18 protein-coding genes, 1 tRNA gene and 2 riboswitches are annotated in these 18106 nt (G+C 62.5%); of the genes, 7 read left to right on the forward strand and 12 right to left on the reverse strand.

Annotated elements, in window-relative coordinates:
- Window positions 1-110 precede the first annotated feature (110 nt).
- The 3 genes from FCK22_RS05375 to FCK22_RS05385 all read right to left on the reverse strand — a co-directional run bounded on the left by FCK22_RS05375 (window position 111) and on the right by FCK22_RS05385 (window position 2000).
- A complete protein-coding gene (locus FCK22_RS05375) occupies window positions 111-506 on the reverse strand; it encodes a response regulator (RefSeq protein WP_067265751.1) in 396 nt (131 codons plus the stop codon).
- Window positions 507-580: 74 nt separating this feature from the next.
- Window positions 581-760 carry a hypothetical protein gene (locus FCK22_RS05380; protein ID WP_067265753.1) on the reverse strand — a complete coding sequence of 60 codons (180 nt, stop codon included), beginning with the start codon at window positions 758-760 and terminating at the stop codon, window positions 581-583.
- Between the two features lie 118 nt (window positions 761-878).
- On the reverse strand, window positions 879-2000 hold the full coding sequence (locus tag FCK22_RS05385; protein WP_269451597.1) for an FAD-dependent oxidoreductase: 1122 nt from the start codon (window positions 1998-2000) through the stop codon (window positions 879-881).
- Between the two features lie 210 nt (window positions 2001-2210).
- On the opposite strand from FCK22_RS05385, the gene FCK22_RS05390 reads away from it, so the two are divergent.
- Genes FCK22_RS05390 through FCK22_RS05405 form a run of 4 tightly spaced genes read left to right on the forward strand, consistent with a single transcriptional unit; the run spans window position 2211 to window position 6548 of the window.
- Window positions 2211-3302 (forward strand): ABC transporter ATP-binding protein, encoded by a 1092-nt coding sequence (locus FCK22_RS05390; protein WP_067265756.1) that lies wholly within the window; start codon window positions 2211-2213, stop codon window positions 3300-3302.
- A 59-nt stretch (window positions 3303-3361) separates the two neighbouring features.
- Window positions 3362-4405, forward strand: coding sequence for an ABC transporter substrate-binding protein (locus FCK22_RS05395; protein ID WP_067265759.1), 1044 nt, complete (start codon window positions 3362-3364; stop codon window positions 4403-4405).
- A gap of 60 nt (window positions 4406-4465) precedes the next feature.
- Window positions 4466-5695 (forward strand): ABC transporter permease, encoded by a 1230-nt coding sequence (locus FCK22_RS05400; protein ID WP_067265761.1) that lies wholly within the window; start codon window positions 4466-4468, stop codon window positions 5693-5695.
- A gap of 4 nt (window positions 5696-5699) precedes the next feature.
- The gene (locus FCK22_RS05405) at window positions 5700-6548 is read left to right on the forward strand and encodes an ABC transporter permease (protein WP_067265764.1); all 849 of its coding nucleotides are present in this window, start codon (window positions 5700-5702) and stop codon (window positions 6546-6548) included.
- Window positions 6549-6608: 60 nt separating this feature from the next.
- Here the strand turns inward: FCK22_RS05405 and FCK22_RS05410 are convergent.
- A tRNA-Lys gene (locus FCK22_RS05410) sits at window positions 6609-6684 on the reverse strand.
- 104 nt (window positions 6685-6788) lie between these two features.
- Between FCK22_RS05410 and dapF the strand changes: the two genes are divergently transcribed.
- Together dapF and mtaB are read left to right on the forward strand one after the other, a co-directional pair.
- A complete protein-coding gene (gene dapF / locus FCK22_RS05415) occupies window positions 6789-7622 on the forward strand; it encodes a diaminopimelate epimerase (RefSeq protein WP_067265767.1) in 834 nt (277 codons plus the stop codon).
- Window positions 7619-8872, forward strand: a complete 1254-nt coding sequence (gene mtaB / locus FCK22_RS05420) for a tRNA (N(6)-L-threonylcarbamoyladenosine(37)-C(2))-methylthiotransferase MtaB (protein WP_067265769.1) — start codon at window positions 7619-7621, stop codon at window positions 8870-8872. Before dapF ends, mtaB begins: the two co-directional genes overlap by 4 nt.
- Before the next feature lie 270 nt (window positions 8873-9142).
- Here the strand turns inward: mtaB and FCK22_RS19580 are convergent, their stop codons facing one another.
- The 5 genes from FCK22_RS19580 to FCK22_RS05445 form a co-directional block, all read right to left on the reverse strand.
- Complete coding sequence (locus tag FCK22_RS19580) at window positions 9143-10537, reverse strand: cytochrome c1 (protein WP_331711022.1); 1395 nt, start codon at window positions 10535-10537, stop codon at window positions 9143-9145.
- A gap of 11 nt (window positions 10538-10548) precedes the next feature.
- Window positions 10549-11892 carry a cytochrome b gene (gene petB / locus FCK22_RS05430; RefSeq protein ID WP_067265773.1) on the reverse strand — a complete coding sequence of 448 codons (1344 nt, stop codon included), beginning with the start codon at window positions 11890-11892 and terminating at the stop codon, window positions 10549-10551.
- Window positions 11893-11907: 15 nt separating this feature from the next.
- On the reverse strand, window positions 11908-12468 hold the full coding sequence (gene petA / locus FCK22_RS05435) for a ubiquinol-cytochrome c reductase iron-sulfur subunit (RefSeq protein WP_067265776.1): 561 nt from the start codon (window positions 12466-12468) through the stop codon (window positions 11908-11910).
- Window positions 12469-12658: 190 nt separating this feature from the next.
- Window positions 12659-13267, reverse strand: a complete 609-nt coding sequence (locus FCK22_RS05440) for a glutathione S-transferase (protein ID WP_067265778.1) — start codon at window positions 13265-13267, stop codon at window positions 12659-12661.
- A 60-nt stretch (window positions 13268-13327) separates the two neighbouring features.
- Entirely contained in the window at window positions 13328-13942 is a 615-nt protein-coding gene (locus FCK22_RS05445; RefSeq protein ID WP_067265779.1) for an FMN-binding negative transcriptional regulator, read from the reverse strand.
- A 58-nt stretch (window positions 13943-14000) separates the two neighbouring features.
- Window positions 14001-14140: riboswitch (FMN riboswitch) on the forward strand.
- A 77-nt stretch (window positions 14141-14217) separates the two neighbouring features.
- Here FCK22_RS05445 and FCK22_RS05450 point away from each other — a divergent pair.
- A complete protein-coding gene (locus tag FCK22_RS05450) occupies window positions 14218-14700 on the forward strand; it encodes a 6,7-dimethyl-8-ribityllumazine synthase (protein ID WP_067265801.1) in 483 nt (160 codons plus the stop codon).
- Here FCK22_RS05450 and FCK22_RS05455 read toward each other — a convergent pair.
- Genes FCK22_RS05455 through thiB form a run of 3 tightly spaced genes read right to left on the reverse strand, consistent with a single transcriptional unit; the run spans window position 14697 to window position 17885 of the window.
- Window positions 14697-15389 carry an ATP-binding cassette domain-containing protein gene (locus FCK22_RS05455; RefSeq protein ID WP_067265780.1) on the reverse strand — a complete coding sequence of 231 codons (693 nt, stop codon included), beginning with the start codon at window positions 15387-15389 and terminating at the stop codon, window positions 14697-14699. The genes FCK22_RS05450 and FCK22_RS05455 overlap by 4 nt on opposite strands.
- A complete protein-coding gene (locus FCK22_RS05460) occupies window positions 15376-16932 on the reverse strand; it encodes a thiamine/thiamine pyrophosphate ABC transporter permease ThiP (RefSeq protein ID WP_067265781.1) in 1557 nt (518 codons plus the stop codon). Before FCK22_RS05460 ends, FCK22_RS05455 begins: the two co-directional genes overlap by 14 nt.
- Window positions 16908-17885 (reverse strand): thiamine ABC transporter substrate binding subunit, encoded by a 978-nt coding sequence (thiB, locus tag FCK22_RS05465; RefSeq protein ID WP_067265784.1) that lies wholly within the window; start codon window positions 17883-17885, stop codon window positions 16908-16910. The genes FCK22_RS05460 and thiB overlap by 25 nt, the downstream gene beginning before the upstream one ends.
- Window positions 17886-17919: 34 nt before the next feature.
- A riboswitch (TPP riboswitch) is annotated at window positions 17920-18021 on the reverse strand.
- Between the last annotated feature and the right edge of the window lie 85 nt (window positions 18022-18106).

Genomic DNA, 18106 nt, shown 5'->3' on the forward strand with positions numbered 1-18106 from the left:
CCTCTCCTGGGCACCATATTCCCCGACAAATGATTGACTGTAGATCAGGCATCAAACGGCCCCGACGCCCTACCCCTCGGGGTGCTGCGAGCCGCCGGCCTCGGACGGCCCTATTGGACGCGGACACCCGCATTTTGCAGGCAAAGCTGTAGCCGCGTAGCAAGCTCGTCCAAGCTGAAAGGCTTTTTCAAACAATCGCTTGCCCCCGCCGCCAAAGCGCGGCGCAGCAGATCGGCGTCTTTCCGGGTCGAGATCATGACGACCGGGATGCCCCGATAGAACGGCAAGCCTTTGACCTGGCTACAGAACTCAAGCCCATCCATCGCGGGCATCATGAAATCGGTGATGATCACATCCGTCGCGATCCGCTCCTGCGCCAGCGCGACCAGAGCTTGGGCGGGGCAGCCATAATCTGCCACGCAGGAAAACCCGACCTCGGCGAGGGACGCTTGAATGAACTGTCGTGCGATCTCAGAATCGTCGATAACGATAGCATTCCAGTTCATCGCGCCCCGCCTTACACTTTAATCACGCCCCAAGGGTCACCCTAGTGGTGAGGGACTTAATATGACGTGAATGCTTAAATGCGTTTGCCGACGAACATCGCCGAGTCGGAACGCACGCAGGCGATCTCACCCCTTTGCCAGATAAGCTCCCCCTGTGCGGTCGCGTATTTGCCCATGCTGACGCAGGCGGTGATCGGGGTGATTTCGCTAACGGCTTGGGCGGCGTCGAAACTGTTGCTGAACTGAATGGACATGGCTTGTGCTCCTGAGTTGACTTGTCTCAACCTTCACACATCTCGCCGCGCAATGCCTGCTGGCGTCGGGATAAGCGCCCTATTCTAAGGTATAGAGCGCCCCTCCCTCGGGCTGCGGTCAATGCCTGTTCAGCAGCTTTTGGTACTTCGATACAAAGAGATGCGCGCCCTTCATCTTTTGCGTCACCCAATCGCCCGCGGTGAAGAGCATCAAAAAGCTATTGCCGCGCACCGGCCCCAAGGGCAGCAGAATCGGTGCCTCCGCGCCCCAAGGGCGATAGGTTTTCATATCCGCCAGCTTGCGGCCCGTGATCAGCCCGGTGAGGGTCTTTCTCAGCCATGGCAACTGCCGGCTGACCGCGACGATGGTCATATTGTCGCCGGGGTCCGCCACATCCCCCGCGGCAAAGACATTGGGCAGGGATGAGGGGCGCAGATAGCCATCGGTCTTGATCCGCTCCGCGGCGGTAACCTCGGCCCCGGGCAGGTTCTTCAACAATTCTGACGCGGCGCGCGCGCCCAAAACGGGGAAGATCAGATCGAATGTCCGCTCCGCCCCGCCGTCAAGGGTGAGGCTGCCCGCATGTGGCTCTGTCATGGAGGCGAGCCCTTCGGCCTTCTTGCCGAGGATCAGCTCCACCCCGGCGCGCTTCAGCTTCCTGCTCAGCGAGGCGCCGAGGCTGTCGGGCTTTCCGGCAAAAAGCTTGTCGTCTTTGGTGATCAGGGTGATCTCTTTGTCGGGCATGGCATGGGCGATCTCACCGGCAAGCTCGACCCCGACGGCGCCCGCGCCGATGATGCCCACGGTCTTGGCCGCCAGCAGTTTTTCACGCGTCTCTTGGTTCGCGGCCCGCAGCCCGTCGATATCTGCGCCCTTGGGCTTGAACGGCGTCGCATAGTCCGAACCGGTGGCGACGACGATATAATCCGCCTCGACCCGCGTGCCGTCCTCCAGCGTGACACCCTCGCCATCGACAGCAGTCGCCCGCGCCGCAACAACGCGGCCCCGTTTCAACAAACGGTCATAGGGGATCAGCGATTCCTCAACCAAACTGGGCTGCACCACGGCGCGGATCATCGCGGAGGCATGTACGAAATGACTGCGCGGCTCGATCAAGGTCACCTCGGCGATCTGGTCCATCGCTTTGGCCAGTTCAGCCCCCAGATAGCCGCCCCCTACGATTGCGATACGCTTGCCCATCGGTGCCTCTCCTTTTGATCGGTTTCGCCTGCTGGACAGTCTGCCCGCGTGGTCAGCTTTCTACATAGGTGCTCTACCACCGATTTCTCGCAGAACGTGGCGAAAGCCGCCGATCTTGCCATCACCGGGGGCTAAATGCCCATGCGATAAGCGCCGGGAAGGGCGCGATTCTCTTAAATGGTGCAACATATTGTTTAGAATCATCGCACCTGTTTAACTCCCCCCAGCGACAGGGAGAGCCGCGACACAATGAAAGACACCAAAGCAGAGACTTTTCTGCGTTTCGATAACGTCAAGAAGAGCTACGATCAGGAAAATCTCGTCGTCAAAGGCTTCGACATGGATGTGCAGGAGGGGGAGTTCATTACCCTTCTTGGCCCCTCGGGCTCGGGCAAGACCACCGTATTGATGATGCTGGCAGGGTTTGAGAGCGTCACCTCGGGCGATATCGCGATCAATGGCCGGTCGATCAACAAGACCGCGCCGAACAAGCGCAACATCGGCATGGTGTTCCAGAACTACGCGCTGTTCCCGCATATGACCGTGGCCGAAAACCTCGCCTATCCGCTGAGCGTGCGCAAAATGTCCAAGGCAGATATCCAAGAGCGGGTGGCCGAGTATCTGTCGCTGGTCGAGCTTTCCGCCTTTGGCGACCGTCGCCCCGGGCAACTTTCGGGCGGGCAACGGCAGCGCGTGGCGCTGGCCCGCGCGATGATCTTCCAGCCGACGCTCATTCTGATGGACGAACCTCTCGGCGCGCTCGACAAGAACCTGCGCGAACAGATGCAGTTTGAGATCACCCGCCTGCACAAGCAGATCGGCTTTACCGTCATCTACGTCACCCACGACCAGACCGAGGCGCTGTCGATGTCCGACCGGATCGCCGTCTTCAACGACGGTGTGGTGCAGCAATGCGCCCCGCCCGCGGAATTGTACGAGCGGCCGGTGAATGCCTTCGTGGCCGAATTCATCGGCGAGAACAACTTCGTGCAGGGCCGCGTCACCCGGATCGAAGGCGAGATCGCCAAGGTCGAGACCGATACCGGCACGATCACCACGCAAACCTCCGAAGGGCTGACCGAAGGCGCGCAATGCCGCGTCTCCATCCGGCCCGAGAAACTGTTCATCCATCCCACGACCCACGCCCATGACAACGCGCTGACGGCGACCTTTGTCACGCGCATCTATGTGGGCGATTTCATCCGATATTATTTCCGCCTGCCGGACGGCACCGACATTATCGTCAAAGTGCTCAACGACCTGTCCGCGCCCGAGTTCGAAGAGGGCGCGACGGCGCAGCTGTTGTCCCTTACGAAAGACTGCATCGCCTTTGCCAATTAAGGGCGACCGGGGGCAAACCGGGGCCCCGCATAAAACCTGGACATGACAAGGAGAGACCGATGAAAAAGCATTTGAGTTATCTGGCCACCGCGGCGCTGATCGCCAGCCCCGCCTTGGCCGAGGACCTGACGGTGACGTCCTTTGGCGGGGCCTATGGCGCCGCGCAGATGGAACATATGATCCAGCCCTATATGGATAAATCCGGCACCAACATCCTGTTCGAAGATTACGGCGGTGGCGTGGCCGAGATGAAGGCGCAGGTCGAGGCGGGCAACATCCTGTGGGATGTCGTCGACATCGAAGTGATCGACCTCGAACGCGCCTGTGCCGAAGGCTATCTGGAAGTGATCGACCAATCGGTTCTGCCCGATGGCGACGATGGCACGCCAGCGGCGGATGACTTCATCGATGACGCGCTGGCCAATGAATGCGGCGTGGGCAATATCGTCTGGTCCGTCGTCTTTGCCGTGAACACCGAGAACGGCGAAGGCCCGAAAACCATCGAAGACTTCTTTGATACCGAGGCGTTCCCCGGCAAACGCGGTCTGCGCAAACGGCCGCAGGTCAACATGGAATGGGCGCTGCTGGCCGATGGCGTCGCCCCGGAAGAAGTTTATGAGGTGTTGGCCACCGAAGAGGGGCAGAAACGTGCCTTTGCCAAGCTCGACACCATCAAGGACGACATCACTTGGTACGACAGCTGGTCGCAGGCCCCCGTGCTGCTGAACGACGGTGGGGCGACCATGGTGCAATCCGCCAATGGTCGCATCTTCGCCGCGATCAAAGATGATGGCGCCCCCTTCGAGATCGTCTGGGACAGCCACATCTATGACCTCGACGTTTGGGCCATCATGAAGGGCACCGAGAAGAAAGAAGAGGCGATGGAGTTCATCAAATTCGCCACCGGCACCGTGCCGCTCTCGGGCATGCAGGACGTGGCCTATGGCCCGACCCGCGCCTCTGCCCAAGCGCTGCTGCCCGAGGACGTGAAACAAGATCTGCCCACCGCGCATCTTGACGAAGGCGTCAAAGCCGATGGCATCTTCTGGGCCGACTATGGCGAGACGTTGGGCGAGAAGTTCAACGAATGGCTGCTGCAATAAGCCCCCTGCCCCGCGCCTGACCGGGCGCGGGGCACCCAACCTCTATAGATGAGTAACCGCGTGTCCAGCCTCACTTCCCAAGACGCCGCCAACGCCCGTCGCCAAATGCGCAGACGCCGCCTGCAGGCGTTTCTTTTCGTGGTGCCGCTGCTGCTCTTCATCCTTTTCGCCTTTGTCGCACCGATCACCACGATGCTGTTCCGCAGCGTCTACAACCCCACCGTGGCCGAACTGGTGCCCGAAACGTTGGAGATGCTCGAAGGCTGGGAGGGCGAGAGCCTGCCCGATGCGGCGGTCATCACCCAGATGGCCATCGACATGAAGCGCATGGCAAACAACCGCACCTCCGGCAGGTTCGCCGATGAGATCAACCGCGCCCTGCCGGGCATGTCGAGCGTCATCAAATCCACCGCCCGGGGCCTGCGCCGCGCCGATGATGCCGAGCTTGCGGCCAATGGGGCAGAGATGCTGCTGGAAAAGAACGACCGTTGGGCCAAGCCCGCCACTTGGCGCGCGATCCGCAGCGCCGGGCAGGTCTATACGTCGAGCTACTACCTCACCGCTGTCGATATGGAATACAACTCCGAAGGGGACATCGTCCAACGCGACACACAGATTTACAAACAGCTCTACACTAAAACGCTGAAGATGGCGTTGATCATAACCGGGCTGACGATGCTGCTGGGCTATCCGCTTGCTTTCTACATGTCGCAGGCCAGCCCCGCGACGGCGAACTTCCTGATGGTCTTTGTCCTGCTGCCCTTCTGGACCTCGCTCTTGGTGCGCACCACCGCGTGGATCGCGCTGTTGCAAGCCGGGGGCGTGGTGAACTCGTCCCTCATCTGGGCCGGGCTGATCAACGAGCCCATTGAGCTGCTCTACAACGAGTTCTCCACCATCCTCGCCATGACCCACATCCTGCTGCCCTTCATGGTGCTGCCGCTCTACGCGGTGATGCGCGGGATCGATTCGAGTTTTATGCGCGCGGCGATCTCCATGGGGTCGAACCCCATCGGCGCGTGGTACAAGATCTACCTGCCAATGAGCCTGCCGGGCCTCTCTGCCGGGGCGCTCTTGGTCTTCATCATCTCGGTCGGCTACTACATCACGCCCGCGCTGGTCGGCGGCACCGATGGTCAGATGATCTCCAACATCATCGCTTTTCACATGCAGGTGTCCAACAACTGGGAACTGGCGGCGGCCTTGGGCTCGCTCCTGCTGATCCTGATCCTCGTTCTCTACTGGCTGTTCGACCGTTTTGTCGGCACCGACAACCTTAAGCTGGGATGACGTCATGAGCCAACTGCCCGACTATTACACGATCTGGCACAAGGCGGGGCACTATGGCCTGCGCATCATGGCGGGGCTGGTGCTGGTCTTCCTGATGCTGCCGATCCTCGTCATCATGCCGCTGTCGTTCAATGCCGAGCCCTTCTTTACCTTCACCCAAGGCATGCTGTCGCTCGACCCCGACGCCTATTCAACGCGCTGGTATCAGGAGATCGTCGATGATCAGAAATGGCGCATCGCGATCCGCAACTCCTTCGTCATCGGCATCGCGGCGGCCAGCATCGCCACCGTGCTGGGCACGCTGGCGGCGGTGGGCCTAGCCTCGCCCTGGATGCCGTTCAAACGGGTGATCACGGCGCTGTTGCTGTCGCCCATGATCGTGCCGCTGATCATCATCGCGGCGGGCATGTTCTTCTTCTACACGCAGTTCAACCTCGTGGGCACCTTCACCGGGCTGATCATCGCCCATGCCGCACTTGGCGTGCCTTTTGTCATCATCACCGTCACCGCCACGCTCAGCGGCTTTGACCGGTCACTCTTCGTCGCGGGGCTGAGCCTCGGCGCCTCACCGATCAAAGTGTTCTGGGACGTGGTGATTCCGCTCATTCGCCCCGGCGTGATCTCGGGCGGGCTTTTTGCCTTCGTGACCTCCTTCGACGAGGTGGTGCTCGTGCTCTTCCTCGCGGGGCCAGAGCAGCGCACGATTCCGCGGCAGATGTTCTCGGGCCTGCGCGAGCAGATCAACCCTACGATTCTGGCAGTGGCGACGCTGCTGGTGGTGCTCTCGGCGACGATGCTTTTTGTGCTGGAAGCCCTGCGCCGACGCTCGGCCCGGCTGCGCGGTCAAGAATAAGCAAAACCGCCCGAGGGCGGCACCAAACACCTGATCCATAACCATTTAAGGGGGGGTGAGTGGTGAGCCGTGATGGGTTCGAACCATCGACCTACTGATTAAAAGTCAGTTGCTCTACCAACTGAGCTAACGGCCCACTAGGCGGGTAACTAGAAATTACGGGCGGCAGGGTCAAGCCCTTAATTACGAAAATCTTGCGAGATGCTGGATTAGTTTTCATGCCGGGGTTATATGCGCCGAATGTACAGCGATCAGACCCCCGGTTTGCCCTTCATGAAGATGCATGGGCTTGGCAATGATTTCGTCGTGTTCGATGCACGCGCGGAAGGAATCGACGTGACCCCGGCGATGGCGCAGGCCATCGGGCACCGGCAATTTGGCGTGGGATTCGATCAGCTTGCGGTGATCACGCGCGGGACGGGCGACGCGCATCTGACCTTTTACAACAGCGACGGCTCCCTTTCCGCCGCCTGTGGCAACGCCACCCGCTGCATCGCGCGCTATCTGATGGACGACACAGGCCACGATTCGCTGCATCTGACCACCGCGCGTGGCGATCTGGCAGCGAAAGACGCCGGGGGTGGCCTGACCTCCGTCAACATGGGCCATCCGCAGCTAAAGTGGGACGAGGTGCCGCTGGCGCGCGAGATGGACACGCTGCATCTGCCGATCGACGGCGACCCGACAGCCACCGGCATGGGCAATCCGCATTGCACCTTTTTCGTGGAAGACGCTGAGGCGGTGGACCTTTCCGACCTCGGCCCCCGCGCCGAGCATGATCCGCTCTACCCTGAGCGCACCAACGTGCAGGTCGCGCAGATCGTCGGGCCGGACCACATCCGCATGCGCGTCTGGGAGCGCGGCGTCGGCGTGACGCTCGCCTCTGGCTCCTCCTCCTGCGCCACCGCCGTGGCCGCCGCGCGTCGGGGCCTCACGGGCCGTGCCGTGCGCATCGATCTCGACGGCGGCACGCTGCATATCGACTGGCGCGAGGATGGCGTCTGGATGACCGGGCCGACGATGCATGTCTTCTCCGGCAGCCTCACCCCCGCATTTCTGGAGAGCCTGACATGAGCGCCCCAATTTTCAGCACCATGGGCTGCCGTCTCAACGCCTATGAGACCGAGGCGATGAAGGAACTCGCCGAACAGGCGGGGCTGGAGAACGCCGTGGTGGTCAATACCTGCGCGGTCACGGCCGAGGCGGTCCGCAAGGCACGGCAGGACATCCGCAAGCTGCGCAAGGCACATCCCGAGGCGCGGTTGATCGTGACCGGCTGCGCGGCGCAGACCGAACCCGAAACCTTTAACGCCATGCCCGAGGTCGATGCCGTGATCGGCAACACCGAGAAGATGCAGGGCGCGACATGGCAGGGCATGGCCGCCGATTTCATCGGTAAGACCGAGAGCGTGCAGGTCGACGACATCATGTCGGTGACCGAGACCGCGGGCCATCTGATCGACGGATTCGGCACCCGCAGCCGCGCCTATGTACAGGTCCAGAACGGCTGCGACCACCGCTGCACCTTCTGCATCATCCCCTACGGCCGCGGCAATTCGCGCTCGGTGCCTGCGGGCGTGGTGGTGGACCAGATCAAGCGGCTGGTAGACAAGGGCTTCAACGAGGTCGTGCTGACCGGGGTCGACCTGACCTCTTGGGGCGCCGATCTGCCGGCGATGCCGAAGCTTGGCGACTTGGTGATGCGCATCCTGAAGCTGGTACCCGACCTGCCGCGTCTGCGGATCTCCTCGATTGATTCGATCGAGGTGGACGAGAACCTGATGCAGGCCATCGCCACTGAGCCGCGTTTAATGCCGCATCTGCACCTATCGTTGCAGCATGGCGACGACATGATCCTCAAGCGCATGAAGCGCCGCCACCTGCGCGACGATGCGATCCGCTTTGCCCAAGAGGCCCGCGCGCTGCGCCCCGACATGACCTTCGGCGCCGACATCATCGCAGGCTTCCCGACCGAGACCGAGGCGATGTTCGACAATTCGCTGAAACTGGTCGAGGAATGCGACCTCACGTGGCTGCATGTCTTCCCCTACTCCGCCCGTCCCGGCACGCCGGCGGCACGGATGCCCGCGGTGAACGGCGCGGCGATCAAGGAGCGTGCGGCACGGTTGCGGGCGGCTGGCGAGCTGCAGGTGCAACGGCATCTTGAGGCGCAGGTCGGGCGCACCCACGACGTGTTGATGGAGAACCCCCACATGGGCCGCACGGCGCAGTTCACCGAGGTGAGCTTTGCCGTGCCACAGGTTGAGGGGGAGATCGTGCAGGCCGAGATCACCGGGATTTCAGGCACGCAGCTGACCGCCTGAAAACGGCTGCTCTGCAGCGCGGAGGGCATTGCCCTCCCTGGGGGGCGATGGAACGAGACTGCGGTCGGAATGGCTGCCGTACCCGAGACGACTCCGCATCATGGAACCTCGCAAAATCGCCCTCCGAGAGAGGGAGGGCGATGCCCGCTGTGCCGCCGGGCGGAACCTGTTGAGAGGTTCTAGGTCCAATGGACGCCATCATAACGCATGGCCACGAAAAAGGGCGCCGGTTTCCCGGCGCCCTTCTCATTTACAAAAGCCGTGGCCCGATCAGCCGTCCTTGCGGCGGTTCTTGACCGGCGCCCAAAGCTTCTTGTTGGTCAGATAGAGCAGGACCGAGAGCAGACCCAGCAGAACAACCCCGGCAAAGCCAGCCTGTTTGCGTGCGCCCAGCTTCGGCTCGGCAGTCCACATCAGGAAGGCAGAGACATCCTCGGACATATGCTGCACGTCATTGGCATGCTCATCCGCGAACTCGACCAGCCCATCGGAAAGTGGGGGCGCCATGGCGATCCAGCCGCCGGGGAAAACGGTGTTCTCGTAAAGAACCGTGCCCGCCTGCTCTTTCTCTTTGCCGGTGTAGCTGGTCAGAAGCGCAGTGATATACTCCGGCCCGCCGATCCCTTTGAGGAACTGGTTGATGCCCAGACCATAGGGGCCGTGGAACGCGGCGCGTTTCTTGGCCATCAGCGAGAGGTCAGGTGCGTTCGGCAGGTTGGACCCGGGGAAGTGGTCAACCGGGGTGCCGGGACGGGTGTCGTCCAGCTCGGCGTCATAGACGTCATAGCCTTTGGCGTATTCGATCACCTGCTCTTCGGGCATGTTCGGACCGGTTTCGTCCGACAATGTCCGCATCGCGACATACTCCAGACCGTGGCAGGCCGCGCAAACCTCGGTGTAGATCTGCAGACCGCGCTGGAGCTGGTTTACGTCGTAACCGCCGAACGGACCATCGAAAGAGAAATCGATGTTGTCGATATGCGGTGTGGCGTGGGAATCGTCACCCTGATCGTCGTCACCGGCGTGATCTTCAGCGGCAGTTTCCTCGCCGTGGTCTTCCGCTTCCATGACACCCACGTTGGGGTCATCACTATGCGCCTGACCGGCAACATCGTCTTCGGCGATCACTTCGTTTTCAGCGTTTTCCTCGGCTGTCGATTGCGCTTCGTCCGTGGCTCCGACTTCTTCGGCAGGCGCTTCTTCGGCGTCTTCGGCAGAAACCTCTTCGGGCGCTTCCTCGGTGGCAGCATCCTCAGTGGCGGTTTCTTCGGCCGGGGCCTCTTCCGCTACTGGTGCTTCCTCGGCAGGCGCCGTTTCAGCCGGAGCTTCTTCGGTTGTCGCCTCTTCAGCTGGTGCGTCTTCAACCGGAGCCTCGGCAGCAGGTGCCTCTTCGGTTGCGGTGTCCTCAGCAGGGGCTGCCTCAACCGCGGGTTCGTCAGCCGGGGCCGCGTCGACCTCGGGTTCGGCTGCGGGCGCGTCAGTTTCAGCAGGTGCCTCTTCCGCCGCTGGCGCTTCAGCAGGCGCGGTTTCGGCTTCGGCCTCCGGCGTTTCCGCCGGAGTTGTTAGCAGTTCTTCTTCTGTCGCTGTGTCCTGCGCCAGCACCGCCGTCCCCGGCAGGGCAAGGCCCAGAGTTACCACGGCAGAAAGGAGGTTGGTCTTCATCATGGTCATGATCCTTATTCCGCCGGGTTCACAAGCGTCTTGGTGCCGCCTGCCTTGGGCGCGTAATGCGCGTCAAAGTCGGCTTCGATGGTTTCAGGCTGCGCCAGCGGCTTCTCGATCACGCCCAAGAGGGGCAGAATCACGAGGAAGTAGGCGAACCAATAGGCCGAAGCGATCAGTGAGAAGCTCGCATAGGGCTCTTCTGCGGGCATCGCACCCAGCCACATCAGGGCGAAGAAGTCGATCACCAGCAGAGCGAACCACCATTTGAACATCGGACGATACCGGCCCGAACGTACAGAGGATGTGTCCAGCCATGGCACCAGCGCCATCACGGCAATCGCACCGAACATCGCCAGCACGCCGAAGAACTTGGCGTCGATGATGCCACCGGTCACGAAGGACGCGATCTGCACAACCCAAACCTCAGAGGTGAAGGCCCGCAGGATCGCGTAGAAGGGCAGGAAGTACCATTCCGGCACGATGTGTGCAGGCGTCGCCAGAGCGTTGGCTTCGATGTAGTTGTCCGGGTGGCCCAGATAGTTCGGCATGAAGCCAACAACCGCGAAGAACAGCGTCAGGATCACGGCCAGCGCGAACAAGTCCTTGATCACGAAGTAGGGCCAGAACGGCAGCGTGTCTTTCTTGGCGTCTTCCTTCGAGGTGCGGCGCACTTCGACCCCGGTGGGGTTGTTGTTGCCGGTCGTGTGGAAGGCCCAGATGTGCAGCACCACAAGGCCCGCAATCACGAAGGGCAGCAGATAGTGCAGCGAGAAGAAGCGGTTCAGCGTCGCGTTATCAACCGCAGGTCCACCCAGCAGGAAGGTCTGCAGTGTTTCACCGACAAAGGGAACCGCGCCAAAGAGGCCGGTAATCACGGTCGCGCCCCAGAAGGACATCTGACCCCAAGGCAGAACATAGCCCATAAAGCCGGTGGCCATCATCAGCAGATAGATCAACATGCCGATGATCCATGTGATCTCACGCGGGGCTTTATAGGAGCCATAGTAGAGACCACGGAAAATATGCGCATAGACCGCGATAAAGAACAGCGACGCGCCGTTCATATGCAGATAGCGGATCATATAGCCGCCGTTCACGTTGCGCATGATGTGCTCAACCGACGAGAAGGCCAGATCGACATGCGGCGTGTAGTGCATCACCAGAACGATGCCGGTGATGATCTGCAGTGCCAGACAGAAAGTCAGCACGATGCCCCAGATCCACATCCAGTTCAGGTTCTTGGGCGTGGGGATCATCAATGTGTCGTACAAAAGGCCAACGATGGGAAGGCGGCGGTGCAGCCACTTTTCGCCGTTCGAATTCGGCTCGTAATGGTCGTGAGGAATTCCAGACATCTTTCTTCCGCTCCCTTAACCCAGTTTGATCGTGGACTCGTCCACGAATTCGGCGACAGGCACCGGCAAGTTGCGCGGCGCCGGCCCTTTACGGATGCGGCCCGCCGTATCGTAGTGCGACCCGTGGCAGGGGCAGAACCAGCCGCCAAAGTCGCCAGCATCACCCAAAGGCACGCAGCCAAGGTGCGTGCAGACGCCCATCTGAACCAGCCACTCGCCGTTTTCGTCCAATGCGCGGTTGGCGTCCGTGGCGGGCACGTCGCCGCCCAGGTTGGCATTCTGCGCGATGGGGTCAGGCAGGCTGGACACGTCGACAGCGCTTGCCTCTTCGATCTCGGCCTCGGTGCGGCGGCGAATGAACACCGGCTTGCCCAGCCATTTCACGGTCAGCTGCGTCCCGACTTCGACGCCGGACACATCCACACGAATGGACGACAGCGCCTTTACGTCGGCAGAGGGGTTCATCTGGTTGACCAGCGGCCAGACGGCGGCACCAACGGCGACGGCACCTGTACCGGCTGTCGCGTAATACAGGAAATCCCTCCGGGTGCCTGCGTGTTCTTCTGCTTGGGACACGGGTTTACTCCAATTCTTGGCCAACTTTGGCCGACAGACATAGGGGTGGCGTCACCTTGCCACCTGACTTCTCGCCGCTATCTACCGGGATGGACCGCGCCCGTCCAGATGTCAAAGCCGCGCATCTTGGATCAACCGCGCCACAACGCGGCAAAAATACCGCGATTGTGGCAATATCATTACGGCGCGCTTACTGCGGCGGCGCGGTATGGGTCATCGCGGGGCGCGAATCAAAGGCATCGAACCATGCCGCCAGATCGGGGTTTTCAGCCCGCCAATCCCGCGCACCATGGCGAAAATCGATATATCCCAAGGCGCAGCCAAGCGCGATTTGCCCCATGTCCAAAGGCCCGGCCAAATGCGCAGCCCATTGATTGTTAAGCGTCTTACAGGCCCGGTCGACCTTGCCCCACTGGCCTTCGACCCATTCTGACATGCGTTTGTCTTCGGGGCGCAGCTTGCCCTCATAGACCATAGCGAGCGCGGCATCGAGCATCCCATCCGCCGTGGCCTCCAGCGTCAAAGTGTCCCACCTGCTTGTGCCTTGGGGGTAAAGCCCCGCCCCGGCGCGGTCATCCAAATAGGCGCAGATCACCCGGCTGTCGTACAGCGTGCAGCCGTCTGGCCGCTCCAGCGCGGGCACTTTGGTCAGCGGGTTGCGCGCGGCAAAGCCCTCAGCCGGGGCCAGCGGCGTGCCCGATGTCGGCTCCAGCGCGACATCATCAAGCTGACCGGTCTCATGCAGCAGCACCATGACCTTGCGGACATAGGGCGAGGTTGGAGAATAAAATAGTTTCACGTGAAGTCCCCCCTTGGTTGCCCGCACTATTCAACGGCGCCGCGCCAGACGCAACGGCGATCACACCCCGCGCATCAGAGCCGCCATCACCGCCGGATCCGTACCGAACCCATGCGCCGCCATCTGCTCCGCCGCCGCCAGACGCACAGCCGCATCCTTGTTCTGGCCCAGCTTCCATGTGCCGTCGATCCCGGTGATGCGGATTTGGCAGGGCATGATCATGCGCAGCATCTTGTCCCGCGCCTCTGGGGTCATCTTGTCCATCTTCCACGGGGTCTTTGGGGCCAGCCGCGCCTCATAGATCGCCGATTGCCGTGCCAGCAGATCGGGCAGTTCCTCTGCCGGGCGAAGCTCTAGCGTGCCGGTCAGATGCACGGCCACATAGTTCCATGTCGGCACCTGATCCTCGATCCCGTACCAGTCGGGCGAGACATAGCTGTCGGCCCCCGTTACCGCCAAACGCACCGGCTGCGCGGTTTTCAGCGCCCGCGCGATGGGGTTTGAGCGCACCAGATGCAACTCGGCCAAATCCCCGGCGTCGTTCAGGATGAACGGCACATGCGCCATCAACGGCCCTTCCGCCCCATTGATCGCCAACACGCCAAAACCGACGTCACGGGCAAAGGCGAGGTTCCGGTCGCGGCCCTCTTTGCGGTAGATCGGATTGGGGTGCATGGTGCCTCCTATGCGTTTCTTTTGGTATTGCAGAGCCTTGCGCAACTTGGCAACCTGACATCATTCTCAGGGCGGGGCGAAATTCCCCACCGGCGGTAAGCGGTCTCCGCAAGCCCGCGAGCGGCCTTTTCGAAGGTGTCAGCAGATCTGGTGCGACTCCAGAGCCGACGGTCACAGTCCGGATGAAAGAGAATGCGAACAACGACGGGGGCGAAGCCCCGGTCTTTGCGCGTGATCGCCTTGGGTGGACGTGTCTGAACCTAAAGGAGATCACCATGACACAAGAACGTTCCGCCCGTTTCGCCTTTGTGCGTGCAAGCTGGCATGCGGATATCGTCGACCGCGCCTATGACGGGTTTACCGAAGTTATTGACGCCGCGCAGGTGGAAAGCTTTGCCGTTCCCGGTGCCTTTGAACTGCCGCTCATGGCGCAGCGTCTGGCCAAGACCGGGCGCTACGACGCCGTGATCTGCGCGGCCTTCGTGGTGGATGGCGGCATTTACCGGCATGACTTCGTAGCGCAGACGGTGGTCGATGGGCTGATGCGCGTGGGGCTCGACTGCGACCTGCCGGTGCTGTCGGTCTCGCTCACACCGCACCACTATCAGGAAACGGATCATCACAACGCGATCTACCGCGATCATTTCGTCACCAAGGGCCGCGAGGCTGCGCAGGCCGCCCTTGGCATGACCCAGGCGCTTGAGACGTTTTCTTCAAAAGAAAACGCCCCGGAAATTTCAAAAATTTCCGCCGCCTAGCCGAGATAGGCGCGCAGGGCCGGGGGCGGGTTGTCGAGCAATTCCGCCGCCGGTCCCGGCGCATGAGCGCGCCCGCCTTCGACAAAGATCACCTCATCCGCGATGCGGCGCACGTCATCGGGCGCATGGGTCACCATGATCAGTCCCGCCCCCGTCTCTCGGGCGAGGTCTTGGACCAAATCCAACATCTCGACTCGCAGCGCCGGGCCGAGCGCGGCGAAGGGCTCGTCCAACAGCACCCAAGGCCGCGCCTGCACCAGCACCCGCGCCAGCGCCACGCGGCTTTGCTGCCCACCCGAGAGCGCGCCGGGGCGTTTGGCGGCGTGATCGCTGAGCCCCACCCGCGCGAGGGCCGCATCGACGGCCTCCCGATCCGCCGCTTTCAACCGCAGGTCGGGGCGCAGGCCAAGGCCGACGTTCTGCCGCACGGTGAGATGTGGGAACAGGTTATTATCCTGAAACAGCATCGTCATGCCGCGCTGGCCGGGATGTTGATCCGTGATCTCCTCCCCCTCCCGCAGCAGCCGCCCCGCCGCCACCGGCACGAACCCACAGATTGCCGCCAGCAAGGTCGACTTGCCCGACCCCGAGGGGCCGATTACCGCGTAGTTGCGCCCCTGCGCCAGTGTCATATCGGCCACGAGGCTGAAATCGCCCCGCTCAATGCGCATTTCCTCAAGCGTCAGCATGCCAGCGCCCCCATTTGTCGCAGATGAAAAACACCGCCAGTGCCAAGACCAGCAAAAGCAGCGCCGCGCCCGCCGCGGCCTCCATCCGGTAGGCGCCCATCAGACGATACATCTGCAAAGGCAGCGTCGCACGTTCCTGATCGGCGAAAAGCGCGATCACGCCGAGATCCCCCACCGAGAGCGCCCCCGTCAGCCCGGCGGCAAAGCCCAGTTGCGGGCGCAGACGCGGCAGGACCAGCAGCCGCCACAGCGCCCAGCCCGTCATGCCGAGGGTCTGGGTCAGGGGGCCATAATCCTGCAAGGTCTCGCGCAGGCGCGGCACCAGAATGCGCAGCACGAAAGGCAGCGCCATCAGCGCGTTGACCAAGGCGGTGACCGGCAGGCTCAGCCGTGCCGGGTCCAGCACAGGGTTGATCAGGATGAACCACCCCGTGCCGATCATCAGCGGAGAGGCCGCAAGCCCCATCAGGCCAATCGCCTCCACCCCGCCGCGCCGCCGGGTGGCGATCCAGCCTGCCATCGGCAGCGCCAGCAGGGCCAGCACCGCCACGCTCAACCCCGCCACCAGAATGCTATTCCCGGTGGCCTGCCAGACCGAGGCAGGCAGTTCCGCGACCCCCGCCAGCCCGCGCAGCACCACGGCCCCCAGCGGCAGCAGCAAAAACAGCGCGGCGAGCGCGATCACCACCCCGTCCAACGCCCGCTGCGCGCCGCCCCGCGCATCCCAGCGGCGCAGGGGGCGGTCCAACCCGCCGCCCAAGCTGATCGGCGGGATCAACCAAAGCGCCGCCACCGCCGCAGCGCCAGCCAGAACAAGCTGCACCACGGACAGAAGCGCGGCGCGCCCCAGATCAAAGTCAAACCGAAAGGCCTGATAGATCGCCAATTCAATCGTCGTCGCCCGCGGCCCACCGCCCAGCGTCAGGGCCACGGCGAAGCTGGTCAGGCAAATCACGAAAATCAGCGCCGCCACACCGGGCAGCACCTGGCGCAGCATTGGCCATTCCAGCGCCAGAAACAGCGCCCGCGGCGTCATCTGGAGTTGCCCCGCGAGCCGAAACCGCTCGGACGGGATGCTCTGCCAGCCTTGCAGCAAAAGCCGCGTCGCCAGCGGCAGATTGAAGAAGACATGCGCCAGAACCACACCATGCAGCCCGTAGATCGACACCGGCGGCAGGCCCAGAGCCGCGCCAAATTGGTTCAGTACCCCCGAACGGCCAAAGACCGTCAGCAGCCCCAGCACCGCCACGATCACCGGCAGAATGAAGGGCGCGCCCAGCAGCGTGATCAGCGCCCCGCGCCCCCAGAACCGCCGCCGCGCCAATGCCCGCGCCACCGGCACGGCCAGCAACACCGAAAGCACCGCCGACCAAACCGCCTGTGTCGCGGTAAACCGCACCGCCGCCCAATCTGCCGGGCCGAGCCCTGCGCCCACATCGGCCGCCGCGAAAACGGCGACCAAAGCGGCAAGGATCAGCCCCGCCACCAGCGCGGCGGCGAAAAGCCCCGACTTGCCGCTTAACGCGACAGCGCGGTCAGCCATTCGTCCAAAGCCTCATCACGGAGCGCGGGGACATCGCCGTTCGGCACCAACAGCGCCTTGCCGGGCTGGATCATGCCTTCGAACCCTGCGGGCAGACCGCCTTCGGGCGTCACGGCGGGATACATCCAGTTGGTCGTCGGCAGCACCGATTGCGCGGCATCAGAGACGAGGTATTGCAAGAACCGATCCGCCAGTTCCGGCTGATCCGACCCGGCAAGCTTCCCCGCCACTTCGATCTGCATGTAATGACCCTCGTCGAACAGCGCCGCGGTCTTGCTGTCATCCTCCTCCGCGATCAGGTGATAGGCCGGAGAGGTGGTGTAGCTCAGCACCATGTCGGCCTCGCCTCCGAGGAAGAGACCGTAGGCTTCGGACCACCCTTTGGTCACGGTCACGACGTTGTCGGCCAGCCCCGCCCAAACCTCGGGCGCGTCCTCGCCGTAGGCCGCTTTGACCCACATCAGCAGCCCCAAACCCGGCGTCGAAGAGCGCGGGTCTTGGATCACGATTTTCAGATCGCTCTCGGCCAGCGCTTTGAAATTGCCGGGCGCGTCCAGATCGGTGCCGTGGACAAAGGCGAAATAGCCCCAGTCATAGGGCACGAAAACTTCGTCTTCCCAAGTGATCGGCAGGTCATAGTCGGCCTGCAACCCGCTCGGCGCGAACAACCCGGTCTCTTTCGCGGCGGCGATCAGGCTGGTGTCCAGCCCCAGCACGATATCCGCGTCGGACCGTGCGCCTTCAAGCTTGAGCCGCGCCAAAAGGGCCGCACCGTCGCCCATGCCGACGAATTTCAGGTCGCAGCCGCATTCGGCCTCGAACCCCTCTTCGATGGCCGGACCCGGCCCCCATTCGGTGACGAAACTGTCGTAGGTATAGACCGTCAGTTCAGGCGTCTCGGCCCATGCGGCCGATGCGCCCAAGACGCCCGCAGCAAGTGTAAGATACTTCATCGCATCCTCCTTTTGCGGCGAAAGGTAAAAGGTGGATGTCTGTCCTGACCTTCCCTCCGCCGGTGTTAACCGGTTCAGGTTCAACGGGTCCGCACAACATGCACATCTCAGCCCAAAGGCCCCCCGAGGTAGCGTCAGGGGTAGATCGGACCTGCACAATTGGCAAGGCAAATCCCCTTGAGGCAGGGCGCTGCCCCGGCTAAGGGTTTGACAACAGGAGG

This window comes from Sulfitobacter sp. 15WGC, from assembly GCF_005068605.1.
In the GTDB taxonomy this organism is placed as follows: domain Bacteria; phylum Pseudomonadota; class Alphaproteobacteria; order Rhodobacterales; family Rhodobacteraceae; genus Sulfitobacter; species Sulfitobacter faviae.

Coding starts and splice junctions, on each gene's coding strand:
- FCK22_RS05375 (WP_067265751.1), bottom strand. CDS start 506: ATGAACTGGAATGCTATCGTTATCGACGATTCTGAGATCGCACGACAG.
- FCK22_RS05380 (WP_067265753.1), bottom strand. CDS start 760: ATGTCCATTCAGTTCAGCAACAGTTTCGACGCCGCCCAAGCCGTTAGC.
- FCK22_RS05390 (WP_067265756.1), top strand. CDS start 2,211: ATGAAAGACACCAAAGCAGAGACTTTTCTGCGTTTCGATAACGTCAAG.
- FCK22_RS05395 (WP_067265759.1), top strand. CDS start 3,362: ATGAAAAAGCATTTGAGTTATCTGGCCACCGCGGCGCTGATCGCCAGC.
- FCK22_RS05405 (WP_067265764.1), top strand. CDS start 5,700: ATGAGCCAACTGCCCGACTATTACACGATCTGGCACAAGGCGGGGCAC.
- dapF (WP_067265767.1), top strand. CDS start 6,789: ATGTACAGCGATCAGACCCCCGGTTTGCCCTTCATGAAGATGCATGGG.
- mtaB (WP_067265769.1), top strand. CDS start 7,619: ATGAGCGCCCCAATTTTCAGCACCATGGGCTGCCGTCTCAACGCCTAT.
- FCK22_RS19580 (WP_331711022.1), bottom strand. CDS start 10,537: ATGATGAAGACCAACCTCCTTTCTGCCGTGGTAACTCTGGGCCTTGCC.
- petB (WP_067265773.1), bottom strand. CDS start 11,892: ATGTCTGGAATTCCTCACGACCATTACGAGCCGAATTCGAACGGCGAA.
- FCK22_RS05445 (WP_067265779.1), bottom strand. CDS start 13,942: ATGCACCCCAATCCGATCTACCGCAAAGAGGGCCGCGACCGGAACCTC.
- FCK22_RS05450 (WP_067265801.1), top strand. CDS start 14,218: ATGACACAAGAACGTTCCGCCCGTTTCGCCTTTGTGCGTGCAAGCTGG.
- FCK22_RS05455 (WP_067265780.1), bottom strand. CDS start 15,389: ATGCTGACGCTTGAGGAAATGCGCATTGAGCGGGGCGATTTCAGCCTC.
- FCK22_RS05460 (WP_067265781.1), bottom strand. CDS start 16,932: ATGGCTGACCGCGCTGTCGCGTTAAGCGGCAAGTCGGGGCTTTTCGCC.
- thiB (WP_067265784.1), bottom strand. CDS start 17,885: ATGAAGTATCTTACACTTGCTGCGGGCGTCTTGGGCGCATCGGCCGCA.